The sequence below is a fragment of the Frankia sp. Mgl5 genome (assembly GCF_023242985.1).
Lineage (GTDB): Bacteria > Actinomycetota > Actinomycetes > Frankiales > Frankiaceae > Parafrankia > Parafrankia soli.
Genome location: NZ_JALKFY010000635.1, coordinates 30,421 through 50,728 on the forward strand (window position 1 = coordinate 30,421; position 20,308 = coordinate 50,728).

General features: G+C 72.1%; 16 protein-coding genes and 1 pseudogene. 12 read left to right on the forward strand and 5 right to left on the reverse strand.

What is annotated here, in order from left to right; translation table 11 throughout:
- Nucleotides 1-76: 76 nt before the first annotated feature.
- Together MXD62_RS18740 and MXD62_RS18745 are read right to left on the reverse strand one after the other, a co-directional pair.
- Entirely contained in the window at nt 77-382 is a 306-nt protein-coding gene (locus tag MXD62_RS18740; RefSeq protein ID WP_020464298.1) for a GlsB/YeaQ/YmgE family stress response membrane protein, read from the reverse strand.
- A gap of 146 nt (nt 383-528) precedes the next feature.
- Nucleotides 529-1,185, reverse strand: coding sequence for a hypothetical protein (locus MXD62_RS18745; protein ID WP_248830814.1), 657 nt, complete (start codon nt 1,183-1,185; stop codon nt 529-531).
- 409 nt (nt 1,186-1,594) lie between these two features.
- Between MXD62_RS18745 and MXD62_RS18750 the strand changes: the two genes are divergently transcribed.
- Together MXD62_RS18750 and MXD62_RS18755 are read left to right on the forward strand one after the other, a co-directional pair.
- Complete coding sequence (locus MXD62_RS18750; RefSeq protein WP_248830815.1) at nt 1,595-3,049, forward strand: amidase; 1,455 nt, start codon at nt 1,595-1,597, stop codon at nt 3,047-3,049.
- A 167-nt stretch (nt 3,050-3,216) separates the two neighbouring features.
- Nucleotides 3,217-4,353, forward strand: a complete 1,137-nt coding sequence (locus tag MXD62_RS18755; protein ID WP_248830816.1) for a PP2C family protein-serine/threonine phosphatase — start codon at nt 3,217-3,219, stop codon at nt 4,351-4,353.
- A 46-nt stretch (nt 4,354-4,399) separates the two neighbouring features.
- On the opposite strand, the gene MXD62_RS18760 is transcribed toward MXD62_RS18755, so the two are convergent.
- The gene (locus MXD62_RS18760) at nt 4,400-4,609 is read right to left on the reverse strand and encodes a DUF4236 domain-containing protein (protein WP_020464302.1); all 210 of its coding nucleotides are present in this window, start codon (nt 4,607-4,609) and stop codon (nt 4,400-4,402) included.
- A gap of 274 nt (nt 4,610-4,883) precedes the next feature.
- On the opposite strand from MXD62_RS18760, the gene MXD62_RS18765 reads away from it, so the two are divergent.
- The 5 genes from MXD62_RS18765 (at nt 4,884) to MXD62_RS18785 (ending at nt 12,401) form a co-directional block, all read left to right on the forward strand.
- Nucleotides 4,884-6,761 (forward strand): SpoIIE family protein phosphatase, encoded by a 1,878-nt coding sequence (locus MXD62_RS18765; protein WP_248830817.1) that lies wholly within the window; start codon nt 4,884-4,886, stop codon nt 6,759-6,761.
- 189 nt (nt 6,762-6,950) lie between these two features.
- A complete protein-coding gene (locus MXD62_RS18770; protein ID WP_248830818.1) occupies nt 6,951-9,293 on the forward strand; it encodes an ATP-binding protein in 2,343 nt (780 codons plus the stop codon).
- 147 nt (nt 9,294-9,440) lie between these two features.
- On the forward strand, nt 9,441-10,832 hold the full coding sequence (locus MXD62_RS18775; RefSeq protein ID WP_248830819.1) for a glutamate decarboxylase: 1,392 nt from the start codon (nt 9,441-9,443) through the stop codon (nt 10,830-10,832).
- Nucleotides 10,833-11,454: 622 nt separating this feature from the next.
- Nucleotides 11,455-11,826, forward strand: coding sequence for a hypothetical protein (locus MXD62_RS18780; RefSeq protein WP_248830820.1), 372 nt, complete (start codon nt 11,455-11,457; stop codon nt 11,824-11,826).
- Between the two features lie 266 nt (nt 11,827-12,092).
- The gene (locus tag MXD62_RS18785; protein WP_248830821.1) at nt 12,093-12,401 is read left to right on the forward strand and encodes an ATP-binding protein; all 309 of its coding nucleotides are present in this window, start codon (nt 12,093-12,095) and stop codon (nt 12,399-12,401) included.
- Nucleotides 12,402-12,422: 21 nt separating this feature from the next.
- On the opposite strand, the gene MXD62_RS18790 is transcribed toward MXD62_RS18785, so the two are convergent.
- Nucleotides 12,423-13,874 (reverse strand): aldehyde dehydrogenase, encoded by a 1,452-nt coding sequence (locus tag MXD62_RS18790; RefSeq protein ID WP_248830822.1) that lies wholly within the window; start codon nt 13,872-13,874, stop codon nt 12,423-12,425.
- Nucleotides 13,875-14,784: 910 nt separating this feature from the next.
- On the opposite strand from MXD62_RS18790, the gene MXD62_RS18795 reads away from it, so the two are divergent.
- Nucleotides 14,785-15,735, forward strand: coding sequence for a CoA ester lyase (locus MXD62_RS18795; RefSeq protein ID WP_248830823.1), 951 nt, complete (start codon nt 14,785-14,787; stop codon nt 15,733-15,735).
- A gap of 265 nt (nt 15,736-16,000) precedes the next feature.
- Complete coding sequence (locus MXD62_RS18800; protein WP_049795834.1) at nt 16,001-16,768, forward strand: SDR family NAD(P)-dependent oxidoreductase; 768 nt, start codon at nt 16,001-16,003, stop codon at nt 16,766-16,768.
- A gap of 87 nt (nt 16,769-16,855) precedes the next feature.
- On the opposite strand, the gene MXD62_RS18805 is transcribed toward MXD62_RS18800, so the two are convergent.
- On the reverse strand, nt 16,856-17,833 hold the full coding sequence (locus tag MXD62_RS18805; protein ID WP_248830824.1) for a TIGR03621 family F420-dependent LLM class oxidoreductase: 978 nt from the start codon (nt 17,831-17,833) through the stop codon (nt 16,856-16,858).
- A gap of 111 nt (nt 17,834-17,944) precedes the next feature.
- Between MXD62_RS18805 and MXD62_RS18810 the strand changes: the two genes are divergently transcribed.
- The 3 genes and pseudogenes from MXD62_RS18810 to MXD62_RS18820 form a co-directional block, all read left to right on the forward strand.
- Nucleotides 17,945-18,802: an enoyl-CoA hydratase/isomerase family protein gene (locus MXD62_RS18810; RefSeq protein ID WP_248830825.1), complete on the forward strand. Its 858-nt coding sequence runs from the start codon at nt 17,945-17,947 to the stop codon at nt 18,800-18,802.
- Between the two features lie 45 nt (nt 18,803-18,847).
- Nucleotides 18,848-20,038: a CaiB/BaiF CoA-transferase family protein gene (locus MXD62_RS18815; protein WP_248830826.1), complete on the forward strand. Its 1,191-nt coding sequence runs from the start codon at nt 18,848-18,850 to the stop codon at nt 20,036-20,038.
- A 97-nt stretch (nt 20,039-20,135) separates the two neighbouring features.
- A pseudogene (locus tag MXD62_RS18820) lies at nt 20,136-20,308 on the forward strand (aromatic ring-hydroxylating dioxygenase subunit alpha); the annotation flags it as partial.

Genomic DNA, 20,308 nt, shown 5'->3' on the forward strand with positions numbered 1-20,308 from the left:
GCCCCGAGATCTCGGGGCAGCGGCCCTTTTCCGTCGTCAGGCGCCTAACCGCTGTCAGTCGCCGGCTCGCCGTTACTTACCGGCGGGCGTACCGACGGCTGTGCGAGGTGCGGGAGAGGCCACGGCCGTTGAAGGCCCTCCACAGCGCCAGCACGATGATCGCGCCGATGATGGAACCGATGATGCCGGACGGCTGGAGCGCGCCCTCACCGATGTCCTTGTTGAACAGGACGTAGCCGAGGAAACCCCCGACGAAAGACCCGACGATGCCTACGGCGATCGTGCCGAGAATTCCGATCGGGTCCGGGCCAGGGAGAACCAGACGCGCGACCGCGCCGGCGATCAGACCGAGCAGGACCATGACGACGAGGAAAGTCAGCATCAGTGGTTTCTCCTTTACCGAGGTTGTTGGCAGCCTTTTGCCCCGCGCCGGAACTCGCAAACACTTTGTCCGGCGAGAACCGGCTCCACCGCTTTGCGGGTGCTTTCAGCGCCCACGCCGCCGGACCGGCTCGGCACGAAGCCGCCTCAGCTGCCGGACTTCGCCGCCTTCGTGGCCCGGCGGCGGCGCACCGACCGCCGGAGCAGGAGCAGCACGGCGCCGCCGAAGACCGCGCCCCCGGTGGCACCGGGATGCCGGCGGGCCTGCTGGCCGGCCGTCCGTGCCGCCTTCCCGCTGGAGGCCGCCGTACGCTCCGCGGCGGCCGCGACCTGCGGGTGCTGCTCCATCTGCTCCCTTACGGTGCCGACCGCCCGGTCCTTCGCCTCGACCGTCTTCTCCGCCGCGGAGGCGAGCGTGGGGTTGTGGCCGACCTTCTCCCGGACCGCGCCCACCGCCTTCTCGGCCGCGTCGCGCGTCTTCTCGGTGGCGGAGGCCACATGCGGCGCGAGCCCGGCGGTCATCTCGTTGAACTTGCGGCGGATGTCGGCGCCCTCCGCGTCCTCGGTGACCGCGGCGTCCTCAATGACCGCGGCGTCCTCGGTGACCGCGGCTCCGGCTGCGGGCACGGTATTCGCGGCACCAGGCATGGTGTGCGCGGCGCCCGGGGCGATGTTCGTGGCACCCGGGACGGTGTTCGTGGCACCAGGAACGACGGCCGGCACGGCGGCCGGTTCGGGCGCGGCCACGACCGGCGGTCGGGGGCCTGTCAGATCGGTACGCGGGGGATTCATGCCCTCGTTCATCTTCTGGTTCTCCTCGGCAGAATCGGGGACTCTCGCGTGCCTGAACGGATGGCGACTTCTGGGTTGCCCGCACGCGTCCTGCCGACGAACTACCCATGGATCCGCCGTAGATAACGCGATGTGTCCACGCATCGCCGTCACCACACACCGTTGTCCGCGATGGTCGCCGACGCCGGATGTCCTGCGCGCCACCGGCTCCGCCCCGATGGGAGGCCCCCGAGGCCCCCGCCCACGGGCCGGACGTCCACCGGCCGATGTAGCCCAGTACACACCGGAGGAGGCGAGCGGGGTGCCGGCCGGCATATGCCATGTACGTCTCGTGCTGGACAAAGGGCGGGGGCCGCGGCGCGAGGTCGGCTACCGTTCCCCCACGGCTTCCGCCGCGCGCGTCGCGTCCAGGAGGTGGCTGATGTCGGATACCGCGGGTGTGGGTGCGGACGACGGCCGGCTCGACGGCCTGTACGGCCTGCGTGAGCTCGCCGGGCGACTCGCGGCCGGGTCGATGAGCTCCCGGGAGCTCGTCGCCGCCTGCCTGGAACGCATCGAGGCGACGTCCACGACCCTGAACACCTTCCGGGTGCTACGGGCCGAGGAGGCGCTGGCGGAGGCCGAGGATGCTGACCAGCGGCTCGACGCCGGGGAGCGGCTGCCCCTGCTGGGTGTCCCGGTGGCCATCAAGGACGACACCGACATGGCCGGCCTCCCCACCGCCTTCGGTGCGGCCGGCGACTTCCCGCCGGCCACCGAGGACTGCGAGATGGTCCGGCGGCTGCGGGCCACCGGCGCGATCATCGTCGGCAAGACGAACACGCCCGAGTTCGGGCAGTGGCCGTTCACCGAGGGGGCGGCGTTCGGCGCGACCCGCAACCCGTGGAACCTCGACTACTCCCCCGGCGGGTCGTCCGGCGGCGCGGCGTCGGCCGTCGCGGCCGGGCTGGTCCCCGCCGCGATCGGGTCGGACGGCGCCGGCTCGGTCCGCATCCCCGCGGCCTGGACCCATCTCGTCGGGATCAAGCCGCAGCGCGGGCGCATCTCCAGCGCGCCGGTAACCGAGCAGTTCAACGGGCTGACCACCTTCGGCCCGCTCACCAGGACCGTCGCGGACGGCGCCCTCCTGCTGGACCTGCTCAGCGGAAGCCTGCCGGTGGACCGGGACCGCCCGCCGGTGCCGGCGGAGACCTTCCTGCGCTCGGCCGAGCACCCGCCGCCCCGGCTGCGCATCGGCCTGTCGCTGCGCGTCCCCTACAGCGGGATGGCGGCCACGCTGGATCCGGCCGTCCGCGCGGCCGTGGAGCGCCTCGCCGAGGTGCTGGCCCGGCTCGGGCATGACGTGGTGCCGGTCGAGCCGCCGTACGGCCTGCTCGGCCTGCTGTTCCTGCCCCGCTCGATGGACGGCATCCGGGACTGGTCGCACCGGGTGCCCAACCCCGAGCTGCTCGATCCGCGGACGGTGGCGAACGCGCGCAACGGGCGGGCGCTGCGGCCGGTGCTCGGGCTGGCCCGGGCCGCCGAGGCACCGGCCCGGGCGTGGATCGGCCGGGTCTTCCGCACGGTGGACGTCCTGCTCGCGCCGACCACCGCGGTGCCGCCGCCGCGGGTCGGCGAACTGAACCGGGAGACGAACTGGGAGACCGATCAGGCGATCGTCGCGGCCTGCCCGTACACCTGGCCGTGGAACGTCCTCGGCTGGCCGGCGGTCAACGTCCCGGCCGGGCTGACGCCTGCCGGGCTGCCGGTCGGCGCCCAGCTCATGGGCCCGGCGGGCGGCGAGGGGCCGTTGATCTCCCTGGCCGCCGAGCTGGAGGACGTCGAGCGCTGGTACACGCGCCGGCCGGGCCGCCTGGAGGCTTCGACGCCCGCCTGACCCGGAGGCTGGCGGCCGATCCGGATCGTCACCGCCGGATACACACAGCGGGACACCGGCACGCGAAGCACCTTGTAGCTCACTCGAGGTGACCTCCGGAGGTGCCATCGGGGGTACAAAATTGGAGGTCGCCCGCGAACGGGCCCCTGCGCCCTGGACAATGGCGCATGCTCAGCAACGTGGTGCCCCGGATCGGGGACTTCGTGGGTCAGTTGGGGGCTGGTCTGCTGGTTCTCGGTGCCGCGGTCGCGGTAGGCGCCGTCACCGACCTGTCGACCGCGGGCTACTTCGGGCTCGGTGCCCTGGTGACCGCGGTGACCTGTCCTCCGGCGGCGACGCTGGGTGTCGGGCTCGCCGCCGAGGTGATGGCCGTCGCCTCGGGGTGGTGGGACCACCGGTTCGGCAACGGTCAGCACATCGCGGCCTGCATCCTGGTCGCGGCCCAGGTCGCGGTGGCCGTCTACGTGTCGGTGAGCCGTAACCGGCGCAGCTCGGAGCTCCAGCAGGTCCGGGCGGTGGCGGAGGTCGCCCAGCGGGCTCTGCTGCCCGAGGTGCCCATCGCGCTGCACGGGGCCGGGTTCGCGGCCCGCTACCTCTCCGCCGCCAAGGAGGCCTCGGTCGGCGGCGATCTCTACGAGGTGGTCGCGACGCCGCACACGATCCGCATGATCATCGGTGACGTGCGCGGCAAGGGGCTGCCCGCGGTGCGGCTGGCGACGGTGGTCCTGGGCGCCTTCCGCGAGGCGGCGGTGACCTGGCTGGACCAGGGGCAGGTCGCGGCCGCCTGCGCCCGCTCGGTCGGCCGCGAGGCCGAGCCGGAGGACTTCGTGACGGCGCTGCTGGTCGACATCTACCCCGACGGCCGGCTCAGTCTGTGCTCGGCGGGCCACCATCCGCCGCTGCTGGTTGGGGCGACCGCCACCACCACGCTGACCTGCCCGTCCTCACCGCCGCTGGGCCTCGGCGACCGCTTCGCGACCGCGACGGCGGACTGGGCGGTCGGCGACCGCCTGCTGCTGTTCACCGACGGGCTGATCGAGGCCCGGGACGGCGAGCGGGCCTTCTTCCCGCTGGAGCGGCACGTCGATCTGCTGCGCGACGTCCCGCCCGATGCCGCGCTCGACCGGCTCACCAGCGCCCTCACCAGGCACGTGGGTGGGAACCTGCACGACGATCTGGCCCTGCTGCTCGTCGAGCGGCGCCCGACGGGCGCGGCGCTGGCCGCCACGGCCCAGGCGCCGTTGTCCGCCGGGGCGCTCCCGGCCACTCCCGCGAACGCGAGCGCGGCCACGATGTCGGAATAGACGACGCGCGCATCGTGGGACGCGCGAGGCGGGCGCGCGAGGCGGGTCAGCGGCCGGCGGAGGCTCGGCGGCGGCCGTCCCGGCGGTAGGAGAACGGACCGGGAAGGTCGACGCTGGAGAGCCCGCCGCGGCGGTTCTTCGACCACACCCGCCAGGAGACGCGGCCGAGCTTCAGGGTCACCGAGGAGACCCCGTTCTCGCTGACGTTCACGTGGAAGGGGCCGTAGCGCGGCCGGCGCGTGTAACGCAGTCCCATGACTACCTCCGGGGAAGATGTGGGGCACGGGGGTCCTTTCCGGCTTTGCCTCCGCTACACCCACGAACACCGATCTTGCCGTTCATGACCCGCCCACCCAGTCGCCATATGTGACTTAGATCACTTATCGCGATCAACATGTTCTGTCGGGCCGGACCTGGACAGGGCCCAGGGGATGCACGCTGTCGACGCGGGATCGCCTGACGGAGCCGGTAACGGCCATCCGCAGCCGGCTACCGGCTGTGCCGACCTTCCTGCGTCGGCAGTCGACCCCGTGCCGGAGTGGCTGGATCTGCAGATCCGCGACCGTGCGCTGCAGGCCACCGGGGCGTGCTTCACGATCACCGACCCGCGGCAACCCGACAACCCGCTGATCTGGGCGAACCCGGCGTTCGAGCGGGTGACCGGCTACCGCCTGGCCGAGGTGGTCGGGCGCAACTGCCGGTTCCTGCAGAACGGCGACGACGACCAGCCGGCGCTGGCGGAGCTGCGCGCCGGCCTGGCCGCGGGCAGGCACGTGGTAGTCGTGCTGCGCAACTACCGGCGGGACGGCACGCCGTTCTGGAACGAGCTCGCCATCAGCCCCGTGTTCGACCCGCTGGGGGAGATCACCCACTTCGTGGGTGTGCAGACCGATGTCACCGAACGGGTCGACGCCCAGCTCGAGCGGGACAGGCTGTTCGAGCGTGAGCGGGCCGCCCGCGGCGACGCCGAGCGCGCCACCGCCCAGCTGCAGCTGCTCGCCGACGTCAGCGAGCTGCTCTCGGGCACCCTCGACGTGGGTGAGGCGCTCGACCGGCTCACCAAGGCCGTGGTGCCCACCGCCGCGGACTGGTGCTCCGTGCACGTCCTCCCACCCCGGTCCGCGCTGACGGGAACGGATTCCGAGGCCATGGGGCCGCGCCGGGTCATCACGCACCACCGCGACCCCCGGCTGCGCGCGATCGCCGAGCGCAGCCAGCTGCTGCAGGCCGAGCTGCCGACCGCGGCGAGCACCGTGGTCCAGGTGCTGCGCACCGGACGTCCCGTGCTGCGGGAACGCATCGACCCCGAGGGCCTGCGGGCGACCCTGCGCCCCGAAGGCCGCGCCGACGAGCTGGTGGGCCTGCTGGAGGAACTGGGCCTGACGACGGCCGTCGCCACCCCGCTGCTCGCCCGTGGCCGGGTGCTCGGCGCGCTGGTGATGGCCCGCTCGTCGGGCTCCTACACCGCGGACGACCTGCGCCTCGCCGAGGATCTCGGCCGGCGGGCGGGCACCGCGATCGACAACGCCCGGCTGTACCGCGCCGAGCACACGGTGTCGGAGTCGCTGCAGCGCTCCCTGCTGCCGACGATCCCCGAGCTGCCCGGCCTCGCGTTCGCGGCCCGCTACCTGCCCACCGCGGCGACGGCGACCGTGGGCGGCGACTGGTTCGACGTGCTCGCGCTGCCCGACGGGGCGGCCGGGGTCGCGATCGGCGACGTGATGGGCCACGACATCGCGGCCGCGGCGGCGATGGGCCAGCTCAGCAGCGTGCTGCGGTCGTACGCGTGGGAGGGCCACCGGCCGGCGATCGTGCTCGACCGGCTGGACCGGCTGGTGCAGGGCCTGGAGATGGCGCAGCTCGCGACCTGCCTGTACGCCTGGATCCAGGTCAACGACGCCGGCTTCGCGCAGGGGGCCGCCGCTCCCGCCTTCATGCGGTGGGCGAACGCCGGCCACCTGCCGCCGCTCCTGCTCACTCCGGACGGGCGGGCCCGCCTGCTGGGTTCCACCGGCGCGCCGCCCACCAACCCGCCCGCCGGCACCCCGCCCGCCGGCACCCCGCCCGCCGGTCCGGCACCTGCCGGCCTGCCGGCCGCCGGGCTGTCGAGCGCGGAAGCCGGAGTGCTGATCGGGGCGGGCGGCGCGGGGTCCTCGCCGCGCCCGGAGCTGCGCATCCTCCTGCCGGCCGGCTCCCACCTGGTCCTCTACACCGACGGGCTGGTCGAGTCCCGGGATCTCGACCTGGACGACGGCCTCGAGCGGCTGCGGCTCATCGCGGAGAAGCACGCCCCCGAGGACGGGCCCGAGGCCCTGGTGGATCTGATCGTCGACCAGATGCTCACCGGCCGGCGCCAGGACGACGACGTCGCGATCCTCGGCCTGCGGGTGCTCGCCGGGCCCGGCTGAGGCCTGCCGGGCCGTGCCGGGCGCCCGTACGGACGTCGGCACCCGACGACGTGTCAGGGTCCGTTATCGTGAGAAGCCAGTCGATGGATCTTGCTGTCCGGTCGGCTGGCCGGGGGCAGCGCTCGCGGGGGGCGGCGTGGGTACTGACGATTGTGCTGGCACGTGTTCCGGCGGCCCGGTGACCAGCGCGTGACCCGCTGGACCGGGAGCGAGGGGGGACGCGACCGGAGCGGCGCGGCGGGCGGGGACGTCGGCCCGAACGAGGCCGGGCTCGGCGTCAGAATGTCGCGGACCCTCGGGCTCCTGCGCCTGGTCGCGGTCCTGTTCGGCATCGCGGTGCTCCTCGCCGACGCGGGATGGTACGGATCTCCGGCCCGGCTCGCCCTGCCGGCCGTCGCCGCCTGCTGGGGCGTGGTCTTCGGCGTGCTCTGCCTGACCCGCGGCCTGGGTCGGGACCTCGCCGCCGGCGAACTCCTGATGGGCCTGGTCGTGGCGGGCTGCGCGCCCTGGGCCGTGCCGCCGGGCGAGCTCGCCACCGGCCCCAACTGGGTGCTGCTGCGGCTCATCGGGACGGGCCTGACCATCGTGTGGTGCTTCCCGCCGGCGGTCTGGCTGCCGGCCGTGCTGGCGTTCGTCACCCTGTACACGGCCGTCGTCCACGAGATCGCCGCGCCGTCCGCTCTGGAGGCGGCGCTACCGGCCGGCGCGGTCATCGCCGTCCCCCTCGCGTTCGCCGCGGTCATCGGGCGGATGCGCCGCGGGGCCCGGCGCTGCGACGAGTGGCTCGCGCTGGCCCACACGCGGCGCCGCGGGCGCGGCATCGTGACGGCACGGCGGCAGGACGTGGCCGAGTCGGACCGGCTCGTGCACGACACCGTCCTGAACACGCTCACCGGTATCGCCTGGGGGGCCCGTGACGCGGGCGGGAAGAGCGTCCACGCCCGGTGCCGGCAGAGCGTGGCGATCTGTGAGGACCTCCTCACCGGCGGGCGGGACTGGGAGGACGGTCTGATGGTCGCCCTCGGCCGGGCTCTGGACCAGGCTCGTGCCACCGGGCTGGGCGTGGAGTTCTCCTTCACCGGCTCCACGGACACGCCGGCCGAGGTCGCCGCCGCCGTGGCCATGGCCGTCAGCGAGGCGCTGTCGAACGTGCGCCGCCATTCCGGACTGCCCCGGGCACGGGTGGAGGCGCGCACCGACCCCACCGGAGTCCTGGTCACCGTGACCGACCACGGCGTGGGCTTCACCCCCGGCCGGTACCGCGCCGACCAGCTGGGCCTGCGCCGGTCGATCATCGACGCGATGGGCGACGTCGGCGGGTCCGCGACCGTGCGGTCGACGCCGGGGGGCCCGACAATCGTGACCTTGCAGTGGTCCCGTCGCTCGCCCGACGCACCGGCGGTCGAGGTCGCCGAGCTCGAGGAGCGGCTGGCCCGCGACACGGCCCGGGCCGCCGGGCGGGGCGCCGTCGTCTGGCAGCTCGCGCTCGGGATCGTGCTCGTGATGCGGCTCTCCTACTACCAGCACCCGGGCCTCGTCGCCCTGGCCTGGGCCGCGTCCGGGGCGGCGCTGGTATGTGCGGGCCGGGCCAGCCGCCGCGGCCCGCTGCGCGGGCCGGCGGTGGCCGGGCTGACCGGGCTGTTCCTCGTCACCCAGATCGCCGCCGGGGCCCTCGGCCAGGAGGGCTCGCGGGTACCGCTCAACTGGGTGCTGGTCAGCGGGCTGGGGGTGTGCGCCTTCCTGACCGCGGCCTGCCCCGTCCGGCAGTGGCTGCCCGCCTCGGCGGCGATCGCCGCGTGCGCGGGCGGCATCGTCGCCACCGGGTACAGCGGCGGGCCCGGGATCGTCGGTTACCTCAGCGTGGTGTTCTACACGCAGGCAGTCGTCCAGTCGGTTGTCGGCGCGCTCGGCCCCATGCGGCGCGGGACGGCGGCGGCGGCCGCCGAGATCGCCCGCGCCGACGCCGAGCTCGCCGCCGACCTGGTCGCCTCCGCCAAGATCACCCAGGATCGTCGGGCCCGGCTCGACCGGCTCCGTGCCGACACGCTGCCGCTGCTGGCCGCCATCGGCGACGGCCGGCTCGACCCCGCGGCCGACGAGGTGCGCGCGCGCTGCGCGTCCAGCGCGGCGGAGCTGCGCCGCGCGATGACCAGCCCCGTCGCCGGCTCGGACCTGCTCGAGGGCCTGGAGCCGGCGCTACGCGCCGCCGAGCGACGTGGGGTGGCGGTACGGATGCAGGTCGCCGGCACCTTCGACGCCGTTCCCGGGACGGCCCGCGACGAGGTGGTCGCCGCGCTCTCGGCGGTGCTGGCCACGGTCACCCCCGCAGCCACCGCGGTCACGGTCACCCTGACCGGCACGGACGACACCGGCGAGGCGTTCGTCACCGCCGACGACCCGGCGGTGGCCGAGGCGGGCCCGCCCGTCACCCCGGCGCCGTCCGCCTGGACGCAGGTCATCGACGACAGCGGCGACGGCCAGCTCTGCGTCGAGATCCGCTGGTGCCCGCCGCAGCGGGTCGGCGGCGCCTGAGCGCGGGGCCTCTGCCGACACGCGGCACCGGTCGTGTTCCAGCACCCAACTTCGATTACGCATCGCACTCGGAAAGTCACCTGGCGTGATTCCCGATCTCGTCGCAGACTCTGGTCGACGACGGACGCGGCCGAGGGAGGGACGTCCATGGCCCTACACGGCCGGGCGAGAGGCAGGCGCGGCGACCAGGCCGTGGAGGTACGGCCGCACCTGGTCATCCCGGACGAGGACGGGCCCGTCCCCCGGTACCGCATGCCGCGCTCCTCACTGTCCGCCGAGACCGCCTACCAGATCGTGCGCGACGAGCTGATGCTGGACGGCAACGCCCGACTGAACCTGGCCACGTTCGTGACCACCTGGATGGACGAGCACGCCGACCGGCTGATGGCCGAGTGCGCGGCGAAGAACATGATCGACAAGGACGAGTACCCGCAGACGGCCGAGCTCGAGGCGCGGTGCGTCAACATGCTCGCCGACCTGTGGCACGCCCCCGACGCCACCGACGCCGTCGGCTGCTCGACGACCGGGTCCTCCGAGGCGTGCATGCTCGCCGGGCTGGCGATGCTGCGCCGGTGGCGCTCCGACGGGCAGCGGGGCCCCGGTGCGCGGCCGAACATCGTCATGGGTGCCAACGTGCAGGTGTGCTGGGAGAAGTTCGCCCGTTACTGGGACGTCGAGCCCCGGCTGATGCCACTCGCGCCCGGGCGGACCCACCTCACCGCCCCGGAGGCCGTCGCCCGCTGCGACGAGAACACGATCGGGGTCGTGGCCGTCCTCGGCTCGACGTTCGACGGGACGTACGAGCCGGTGGCCGAGATCGTCGCCGCGTTGGACCAGCTGGCGGCCTCGGGCGGCCCGGACGTCCCGGTGCACGTCGACGGGGCTTCCGGCGGGTTCATCGCCCCGTTCTGCGACCCCGACCTGGTCTGGGATTTCCGGCTCGAGCGCGTGGTCTCCATCAACGCCTCCGGACACAAGTACGGGCTGGTCTATCCCGGGGTCGGCTGGGCGCTCTGGCGCGACGCCCGGCACCTTCCGGCCGAGCTCGTCTTCGACGTGGACTATCTCGGCGGCTCGATGCCGACCTTCGCGTTGAACTTCTCCCGGCCGGGAGCACAGGTCGTCGCGCAGTACTACTCTCTGCTACGACTCGGCCGGGCCGGTTACCGGCATACCGCCCGCACGTGCCGTGACAATGCGCGTTGGCTGGCGGATGAAATCGCGAAGCTCGGCCCGTTCGAGCTGATCTCGGACGGTTCGGGGATCCCGGCCTTCGCGTTCACGACGAGGGATGCGGCCGAGTTCAGCGTCTTCGAGGTCTCCGAGGCGTTGCGTGCCCGTGGCTGGCTGGTGCCCGCATACCGATTCCCGCCTGATCTGACCGAGCTGGCGGTACTGCGGATCGTCGTGCGGGCCGAGTTCAGCCGGGATCTGGCCCATCTGCTGGTCGAGGACCTGCGCCGGGTGGTCGGACGACTCTCCGGCCCCCGATGGCGGACCGCGGCCGGCGGTGCCGATCTCGCGTCGTTCCACCATTGATCCACCCACCGTCCGAGCCACTCCGAAACCGACACGACCCGACGTATGGAAAACATGAGGGCACACACAGGCCAACACAGGCCGCGGGGTCGGAGAGGCGAACCGCCCTCCGCACAAGGTCCACCGCGGGCGGGCCGCCCTGGGCCCACCAGGCCACACCGAGCCGCACCGGCCCACACCTGGCCACGGCACCCTGCCCCACGCCGGTCGCGACAACCCTGACCCGACTCGTTCGATTCCGGCGGAACTGTCGTAATCAGGACGCCGGCACAACGTTCCGGCGCTCGAGAAAGGGCCGCTAGAATGGTCGATGGAATCAACTCGGAAAGACTGGGGAAATCTAGCCCGGGCACAGGTGCCCACATCCGGCCGGCGACGTCGCGGCCGGGCACACCGGCCACCGGGCCCGGGCACTTCCGGGCCACTGCCGGGTGAGCCGCCCGGAGTCGTGCGCGTCACACATCCGACGCGAGGGAACCAGCAACGCATGTGTTGCGACGGACACACCTTTCGGCAGGTTGTATTCATGCAAACACTTAGCGTGACGCGGCGAACCTCACCATGACGACGGCGACAGAACTAGGCATTGTTGGAGTTAAGCGAAATCGAGAAAGGTGATGCAATGCATTCTGTGACCTCCCCCACGAACGTCACCCCGACCAAGAGCCGGTTAACCGGCGATGTCCCGCGCCAGCCCCAGCGCCGGCACCGGGACAAGGTGACCCGAGCCGACCGCACCGTCATCGCGGTCCGCGAGGCCCTGGCCCGGGCCGACCACCCGGTGCGCGCACGGGTCCTCGCCCTCGACCTGGGCCTGTCCGCCGCCGAGGTGACCGCCGGCCTGCGCCGCCTGCAGGACGTCGGCGCCGCGCTCTCCCACGCCCGCCGCTGGGTGGCCGTGGACGCCACCGCGGAGCCGGAGCCCCAGCCGGGCCATGAGCACCCCGGCCAGGCGACCCCCGCACGTGAACAGCCCGGTCCAGACCTGCCGTGACGGCCGCTGTCTGGGCGTCCCGCCGCTGTCTGGGCGTCCCGCGGCCACGAGCCCGTGTCGGCGCAGCCCCGGGCCCGCGGCGCGCTCGTCTGAGCGCGGATCGCCGAGGCGGTTCCGCACCGGGTTCGTCGCGACCGGTCAGCAGTTCCTCCGCCCGCTGTGGCGCGGGCAGCAGGACCTGATCCTGATTCGCGAGTATGGCCACGGCGTACCCGTTTTCCGGGTCCCGTTGATCCGCCGGTCCAGGAAGCCGTAGCCGTACCGCGGTGGATCGACCGGTCCAGTCCGGACGGGCTCCCCTGCCGGAGCAGGCAGGGTCAGCGGAGAGTCGCGCCGCGCCCGAGCTGCGTCCCGCACCGGTCGACGGCGAACCGACGCCGCTGGAGCGCATGACCGCCAACCTCGTCGACAACGCCGTCCGGTACAACCACCGCGGTGGTCACGTGACGGTCGAGACCGGTGTCGCCGAGGACGTCGGCGCCGGCGACGCCGACGTCCTGCTGCAGATCACCAACTCCGGCCCGCTGATCCCCGCCGGCGGTGCGGCCGGGCCCATGGCCCCGAGGCAACCGTGAGCCCCGCGGTGATGCCGCCGGTCAGGCGGGCGGCGCCACCGAGATCGACTTCACGTCGAGGTAGCCCTCGATGCCCTCGCGACCCAGCTCACGGCCGATCCCGCTGGCCTTGACCCCACCGAACGGCGCGTTCGGGTCCATGCTGTACGCCTGGTTGACGCCGAAGGTCCCGCTGCGGACCCGGCGGGCGACGGCGAGACCCCGTTCGACGTCCGAGGTCCACACCGAGCCCGAGAGGCCGTACTCGGTGTCGTCCGCGATGCGGACGGCGTCGGCGTCGTCGGAGTAGGGCAGCACGGTCAGCACCGGGCCGAAGATCTCCTCCTGCGCGATGCGCATGTTGCTCTCGACGTCGGCGAAGACGGTCGGGCGGACGTACCAGCCCTGGTCGATCCCGGCCGGCAGGTCGCTGCCGCCGACGACCAGGCGGGCGCCCTCCTTCTGGCCCTCCTCGATGTACCCGCGCACCCGCTCCTGCTGCCGGCGGGCGACCAGCGGGCCGACCTTCGTCGCCGGGTCGGACGGGTCGCCGACGGGCAGCGACTCGACCATCGCGGCAAGGGCGTCGACGAACTCGCCGTAGCGCGCGCGGGGGACGAGGATCCTGGTCTGGGCGACACAGGCCTGCCCGCTGTTCATCAGGCCGGCGATCTCCACGCCCGCGGCCACGGCGGCGGGGTCGGCGTCGTCGAGCACGACCGCGGCGGACTTGCCGCCGAGCTCGAGGCTGACCCGCTTGAGGTTCGACCCGCAGGACGCGGCCACCAGGCGACCGGCCGCGGTGGACCCGGTGAAGGACACCTTGTCCACACCCGGGTGCGCCACGAGGTACTCGCCGATCTCCCGGTCACCGGGCAGCACGCTGACGACGCCCTGCGGCAGCCCGGCCTCGGCGAGGCTCTCGGCCAGCGCGTAGGCGTCGAGAGGCGTCTCCGGCGACGGCTTCAGGACGACCGAGCACCCGGCGAGCAGAGCCGGCACCAGCTTCCCGATGGTCAGGAACAGTGGCATGTTCCACGGGACGATGGCGGCGACGACCCCGATCGGCTCCTTGCGCAGCAGAACGTCCTGCCCGTAGAAGCCCTTGCGCGGCTCCTCCCACGCCAGGTTCTCCGCGATGTCGGCGAACGCGCCCATCATCAGCAGCGGCAGCGTCACATGCGACAGCTTGGCGAACGAGATCGGCGCGCCCATCTCGGCGCTGATCAGCTCGGAGAGCTCCTTGCGCCGCGGCTTGAGCAGCGCGCCCAGCCGCCGGATGACCGCGACCCGCTCGGCCGGGTCGAGGCGCGGCCACGGCCCCTCGTCGAACGCGGTACGGGCGGCGGCCACCGCCCGGTCCACATCCTCGGTGCCGGGCGCGGCGACGCGAGCGATGACCTGCTCGCTGTGCGGCGAGACCACCTCGATCGTGCGCGTGCCGCTGGGCGCGACCCATTCGCCCCCGATAAACAGACGATCTTGTTCCTGCATGAGTCCCTCCGGACACGGCCCGCGACGATGTGACGATCAGCTGTGGTCTGACAGATTCAGGCATGGTGACGAACCCCGGGCCGGCGGGCCGGAATTCCCGCACGACGGAGCACCGCGCCGCCCGGCGCACCACGGCACCCGGGTGGCCGGGGCAGCCGACGCACCCCGCCGGCCGGCGAGCGGTGGGACGACCGTGCGCGGCCCGCGGCGACTCCCGCGGGCGATCGAACTCACGAGCCGGGGCCGCCGCGGTCGACGGCACAGGTGCGGGCCCGAGCCCCGCGGCCGTCGACAGTTGCGGTCGTCATACGACAACACTAACGTTGGCGCCTAAATCGAACAACCGGATCCGGTGCGCCCCAGGGGCGGGAATGTGATCCACTCGGCGCATATTTCAGCCGTGCCCGCCCGGCCACGCGAGCATGACTGATCATCATCCCCGGTCCCGCCCGACACCAACCCGAAGATCGAACTCAGCGTAGCGCCAAGAACACCGGCCGCAAATACCCCGGAGCGGGAGCCGGCACGCGCGAACGCCGGCTTCCCGGCACTTCACCCGCGTCACGGAACCCTTCACCAGGCGCTGCCACCGCTGCCCCACGGGCACCCGACCCGAATAGGAGACCTCCGCCCGCCGGCGGCGGGCGTGAAATCCGGCGGCCAGCCGGAACAGCGACCTTTCCACGTCGACTTCGGCAACACAGTCCAGAAAGACGCCCGACGCCACCGGAACGGAGTTCACGCGGTGACTCCAGGCCTTTCCAGGAATATCTCAGACCGTTCCGCCGGCCCAGGGCCGGCCGGCCCTGGGCAGGTCGCCGGGAAGACACCGACGGCGGCTGCGGGGCGATTGGCAGCATTCCGTGTACAGCGCACGGCTGACATCGAATTCACGGACATGGAGGCAGTTATGCCCGGCAAAGCGGAAGAACCGAACGTCACCCGGCCGCGCGCCCGCCGCTCGGAACTGGCGACCCCGGCCAGCAGTGAGCGGATGTGCGAGAAGGCCGCCGGTTCCGGAGCGGACCTCGTCTTCCTCGACCTGGAGGACGCGTGCGCGCCGTCGGCCAAGGAGGCCGCCCGCGGCATCGCCGTCGCCGCGCTCACCGACCTGGACTGGGGACACACCGTCCGCGCCGTCCGGGTGAACGGCCTGGACACGCCCTGGTGCCACGACGACATCATCGAGGTCGTCACCGGGGCGGGCGCGTCGCTCGACGTGCTCATCGTTCCCAAGGCCCGCTCGGCGCGTGACGTCTGGTGGGTCGACGTGTTGCTGACCCAGCTCGAGACGAAGCTCGGACTGACCCGGCGGATCGGGCTGGAAGTACTGATCGAGGAGGCGGAGGGCCTGTCCAACGCCGCCGAGATCGCCCGGTCCAGCAGCCGGCTGGAGGCGATAATCTTCGGCGCCGGTGACCTCTCGGCGTCGCTGCGCGCCCGGGTGGACGGCAACTTCGACCCCGTCGGGGAGTACCCGGGCGACTTCTGGCACTTCGCGCGCGTCCAGGTGCTGTCGGCGGCGCGCGGGGCGGGCATCGACGCGATCGACGCGCCGTACCCCGCCTACAAGGACGTCGACGGGTACCGCCGGTCGGCCACCCACGCGAGCCTGCTCGGCTTCGACGGGAAGTGGGCCATCCACCCGGCTCAGGTGCCCATCGCCAACGAGGTGTTCGCGCCGACCGAGCAGGAGGTGGCCGAGGCGCACGAGGCGATGAAGATCTACCGCGAGTCCGAGGCGGAGGGGGTCGGCGCGATCGGCCGCGACGGCCGGCTCGTCGACGCCGCCCACATGCGTCTCGCCGAGAACGTCCTGCACAAGGCCGCCCTCGCCAGCGGAACCGCCCCGGCGAACTGAGCTGCCCCGCCCAGCTGAGCCGCCTCTGGCGGCGGGCTACCTCACCGACGGTCGGCGCCGCCCTCACCCACGGTCGGCGCCGCCCTCACCGGTGGGTGGGGCGGCTGCCCCGTCCGCACGGAAATGCGCATGCCGAAAACCGCGCGGGGGTTTTACCGGAGTTACCCCGCGCGGTTGACCGGACATCGCCGGCCTCTTCCCTCATGCCGCCCGGCTATTCGAGCGGCATCTTTACCTCCGCGACATGATGTGTAGACTGACGGCCATGGGTGAGCGTTTATCAGATTCCATTCCGGCGCGACGCCTCGAGGGGAAGGTCGCGGTGGTCACCGGCGCGGGTTCCGGCATAGGCCGGGCCGCCGCCCTGCTGTTCGCGCGCGAGGGAGCGAGGGTGGTCTGCGCCGACCTCAGCGGCCGGGAGAAGGAAACCTCGACCATCATCGGTGAAGGCGCCGTTCCGGTACATGTCGACGTCACATCATCGGCTGATGTGCAGAATATGATTGACACCGCCGTGCAGGAGTTCGGGCGGCTCGACGTGCTGTTCAACAACGCCGGCGGCGGCGGCCCACGCAAACCGATCACCGAGTTCGACGAGGAGACCTTCGACAAGCTGATCGCGGTCAACCTCAAGGGCGTTTTCCTCGGAATGAAGTACGGAATCGCCGCCATGCTGCGCGGCGACGGCGGTTCAGTCATCAACACCGCCTCGGCCGCCGGTCTCGTCGGCTGGAAGGACCAGGCCATATATTCGGCGGCAAAAGGCGGGGTCGTCCAGATGACCAAGTCCGCGGCGCTGGACTTCGCCGAGTCCGGCGTTCGGGTCAACGCCATCTGCCCGGGCATGACGTGGACGGGTCTGGCGCACGCGGCCGACGACTCCGAGCCCCCCGTCGCCAACCTGCCCCAGCCGATGCGGCGCTGGGGCCGGCCGCAGGAGCTGGCGGCGGCCGCGCTGTTTCTCGCCAGTGACGAGTCGTCGTTCGTCACCGGCACCGCCATCCCGGTGGACGGCGGGTACGTGGCCCGTTGAGTCGCGGGCCGGCGAACGGGTCGCCGCGGCGCCGGTGACGGGTCACCCGTCCCACCGCGACCCCGTCCGCCGGCCCGCGGCCATCGCCTAACGCCCGCTCAGCCGCGCGGCGACGGGAGCGAAGCTTTCGATCTCCGACTGCTGGACGGTGATGTAGTTCATCCCGAACGCCTCGCGGCGTTCCTGGAGGCGCTCGGCGACCTCGTCCGGGGAGCCCACCAGCATGTTCGGATGGTTCGGCAGGCTCACCGGGTCGACCCGCATCGCCGCCGCGACCCGGGCGACGGCCGCGTCGGCCTCCTCGGCGTCCTTGGTGATCCGGGTGAAGAACGGCGAGGTCTCGATGTCGATGCCGGCGAAGCGCTCACCAGCCGCGTCGCGGACGTAGCCCAACCGGCGCGCCGCCTCCTCGGCGGGCGTCAGGCCGTCCTCGTTCACCGCCGCGAACGGCACGGTGGAGATGCTCACGATGTCGGCCTCCCGCCCCGCGAGGGAGAGGACCCGGCGACGGCCGCCGCCGATCATGATCGGCGGGTGCGGCTGCTGCACCGGGCGTGGCAGGCCGGCGTAACCGGTGACGTTGACGAACTCCCCGTGCTGATCGAGGTCCTGCCCGGACCAGTGGGCCCTGAGCAGCGCGATCACCTCGGTCAGCTTCTTGATCCGCTGGCCCGGCGTCTCGTAGGGGACACCCATCGCCCGGTACTCGGGCTCGCTCCAGCCCGCGCCGATCCCTAATTCGAGGCGGCCGTCGGAGAGCAGGTCGATCGTCGCCGTCTCCTTCGCCAGCACGGCGGGCACGTGGTAGTCGACGCAGAAGACCCGGCAGCCCACCCGCAGCGTCTCGGTGACCGCCGCGGCCGTGGCCATCGCCGCGATGGGCGCCAGGTACTGCGGTGGCCACCTTGCTTCCTTCTGCGCCGGCCCGTGCCCCAGGTAGTGATCAGCCAGGAAGAGCGTCGAGTACCCGAGATCCTCGACCCGGCGGGCGAGGTCACGCCACTCGGACCCGGACTTGGCCTTCGTGGCCTGGACAGCGAAGCGGAACGGCCGCAAGGTTGACATCGACGGAGAATAACATGCGCGTCCTACTATAGGACGACCTTGGATATGTGGTAACGTCACTTCCGCGAGGGAAGATCGACGTTCTCCCGGCCGCGCCGAAGGGACATGGGGATGGTCAAGCGGACGAGGTTCAAGGAGTACGAGGACCGGTACGCCAACTACCGGTTCCAGTTAGACGAGGACGGCATCCTGCTCATGCAGTGCCACACCAACGGCGGCAGCCTGGTGTGGGACTGGAAGTCCCACGACGACATGGCCGACGCGTTCGCCGACGTCGCGGGCGACCGCGAGATCAAGGTGCTGATCCACACCGGCACCGGCGAGAACTACAACGCCAACTGGGGCGCCCTCCCCAACGGCGAGCCCCCGGAGAAGCCCGAGTACCGGCTGATGCCGGGCGACCGCGGGCTACGCAAGCTCGACGAGAAGGCCTGGTACAACCGCAACCTGATCAACAACGTCCTCGACGTCGGCGTCCCCATGATCAGCGCGGTCAACGGCCCCTGCAACATCCACTCCGAGGTCCCGCTGATGGGCGACATCGTGCTGGCCTCCGAGGACGCCTACTTCCAGGACGTGTCGCACTTCCCCCGCGGCCAGGTCCCCGGCGACGGACAGCACGTCATCTGGCCGTTCCTCGTCGGCCACAACCGCGCCCGCTACCTGCTGCTCACCGGGAAGAAGCTCGGCGCCCAGGAGGCGCTCTCGTGGGGCGCCGTCGCCGAGGTGCTTCCGAAGGACCAGCTCCTCGACCGTGCCTGGGAGCTCGCGCGGGAGCTGGTGCGCAAGCCACCGCTCGTGCTGCGCTACACCCGCGACCTGTTCACCCAGGACCTCAAGCGGGCCTTCCTGAACGAGCTCGGCCACGGCCTGGGCCGCGAGACCTACGCCCAGCGGGAGTTCTTCCCGTTCGGCGGCGGCATGGAGCCGCTGGACAGACCGTGGGACGCACAGCCCTGGTCGGATTAAGAATCGACCTCGACGTCGAATCGCCGACCACCGGAGGCTGACAGCATGCACGCACTCCAGGGAGTCCGGGTCCTTGACCTGGGCACCTACCTCGCGGGGCCGTTCTGCGCCACAGTGCTCGGCGAGTTCGGGGCCGACATCATCAAGGTCGAACGGCCTGGCACCGGAGACAACCTTCGCCGCTTCGGCACCGACACGGACTGTGGCGACACCCTGGTCTGGCTCAGCGAGAGCCGCAACAAGCGGTCGGTGACCCTCAACCTCGGCGATCCCCGTGGCCTCGAGATCCTCCGGGAGCTCATCGCCACCGCCGACATCGTGATCGAGAACTTCCGGCCCGGTGTCCTCGAACGCTGGGGCCTCGGCCCCGAGGTGATCCAGGAGCTGAACCCGCGCGCGATCCTGCTGCGGGTCTCCGCCTACGGCCAGTCGGGGCCCAACCGGGACCTCCCCGGCTTCGCCCGGATCGCCCACGCCTTCTCCGGGCTCGCCTACCTGGCCGGCGAGCCGGGCGGGACACCCGTCACCCCGGGCTCGACCTCGCTGGCCGACTACATGACGGGGCTGTACGGCGTCATCGGCGTGCTGATGGCCCTGCGCGCCCGGGAGAGCACCGGGAAGGGCCAGGTCGTCGACCTGGCCCTGTACGAGACGATCTTCCGTGCGCTCGACGAGATCGCGCCCGCCTACCAGCAGTTCGGCTTCGTCCGCGAGCGGATGGGCGCGGACACCGTCAACGTGCTCCCGCACAGCCACTACCGGACCAAGGACGACCGCTGGATCGCGATCGCCTGCTCGAACGACGACATGTTCGCCCGGCTGGCCCGGGCCATGGAACGCCCCGAGCTGGCCGACGAGGACGAACTGGGCCCGAAGGCGAAACGCCTGGCCGCCCGGGACCTGGTCAACGAGCTGGTCGGCGGGTGGGTCGGGTCGCTGCCGTGCGACGAGGTGCTGGCCCGGTGCAAGCAGGCCCAGGTTCCGGCGGGCCAGCTCTACTCCATCGCCGACATCTTCGACGATCCGCAGTACAAGCACCGCGAGACCATTGCCGTCGAGGAATCCCGGATCGGCCCGCTGGCAGTGCCTGGAGTGATCCCGGCACTCTCCGAAACCCCGGGTGAGATCCGCTGGTTGGGGCCGGAACTCGGCGCGCACACCGACGACGTCCTCACCGAACTACTGAACCGCACCCCGGAGGACATCGCGCGACTGCGCGCCGACGGAGTGATCTGAAACCAAGAGTGATCTGACACCAGACGTCGAAGCCCCGGCCCAGCGTGAGCTCGCCGGCGGTGGGAACGAAACCATCCTGCGAGAGGGGTTGAAGCCGATGGCCATCCAGGAAAAACTTGCGACCGGCAGAGGCAAGTACACACCGGGGTACCCGAACCTCGACACCGGGCCCGTCGACTACGAGGACTCGATCTCCGAGGAGTTCTTCCAGGCCGAGCGCGAGGCGATCTTCAAGCGGACCTGGCTGAAGGTCGGCCGGATGGAGCAGCT

Coding starts and splice junctions, on each gene's coding strand:
- MXD62_RS18755 (WP_248830816.1), top strand. CDS start 3,217: ATGCTCAGCAACGTGGTGCCCCGGATCGGGGACTTCGTGGGTCAGTTG.
- MXD62_RS18810 (WP_248830825.1), top strand. CDS start 17,945: ATGGTCAAGCGGACGAGGTTCAAGGAGTACGAGGACCGGTACGCCAAC.
- MXD62_RS18795 (WP_248830823.1), top strand. CDS start 14,785: ATGCCCGGCAAAGCGGAAGAACCGAACGTCACCCGGCCGCGCGCCCGC.
- MXD62_RS18800 (WP_049795834.1), top strand. CDS start 16,001: ATGGGTGAGCGTTTATCAGATTCCATTCCGGCGCGACGCCTCGAGGGG.
- MXD62_RS18750 (WP_248830815.1), top strand. CDS start 1,595: ATGTCGGATACCGCGGGTGTGGGTGCGGACGACGGCCGGCTCGACGGC.
- MXD62_RS18760 (WP_020464302.1), bottom strand. CDS start 4,609: ATGGGACTGCGTTACACGCGCCGGCCGCGCTACGGCCCCTTCCACGTG.
- MXD62_RS18815 (WP_248830826.1), top strand. CDS start 18,848: ATGCACGCACTCCAGGGAGTCCGGGTCCTTGACCTGGGCACCTACCTC.
- MXD62_RS18740 (WP_020464298.1), bottom strand. CDS start 382: ATGCTGACTTTCCTCGTCGTCATGGTCCTGCTCGGTCTGATCGCCGGC.
- MXD62_RS18780 (WP_248830820.1), top strand. CDS start 11,455: ATGCATTCTGTGACCTCCCCCACGAACGTCACCCCGACCAAGAGCCGG.
- MXD62_RS18790 (WP_248830822.1), bottom strand. CDS start 13,874: ATGCAGGAACAAGATCGTCTGTTTATCGGGGGCGAATGGGTCGCGCCC.
- MXD62_RS18805 (WP_248830824.1), bottom strand. CDS start 17,833: ATGTCAACCTTGCGGCCGTTCCGCTTCGCTGTCCAGGCCACGAAGGCC.
- MXD62_RS18745 (WP_248830814.1), bottom strand. CDS start 1,185: ATGAACGAGGGCATGAATCCCCCGCGTACCGATCTGACAGGCCCCCGA.
- MXD62_RS18775 (WP_248830819.1), top strand. CDS start 9,441: ATGGCCCTACACGGCCGGGCGAGAGGCAGGCGCGGCGACCAGGCCGTG.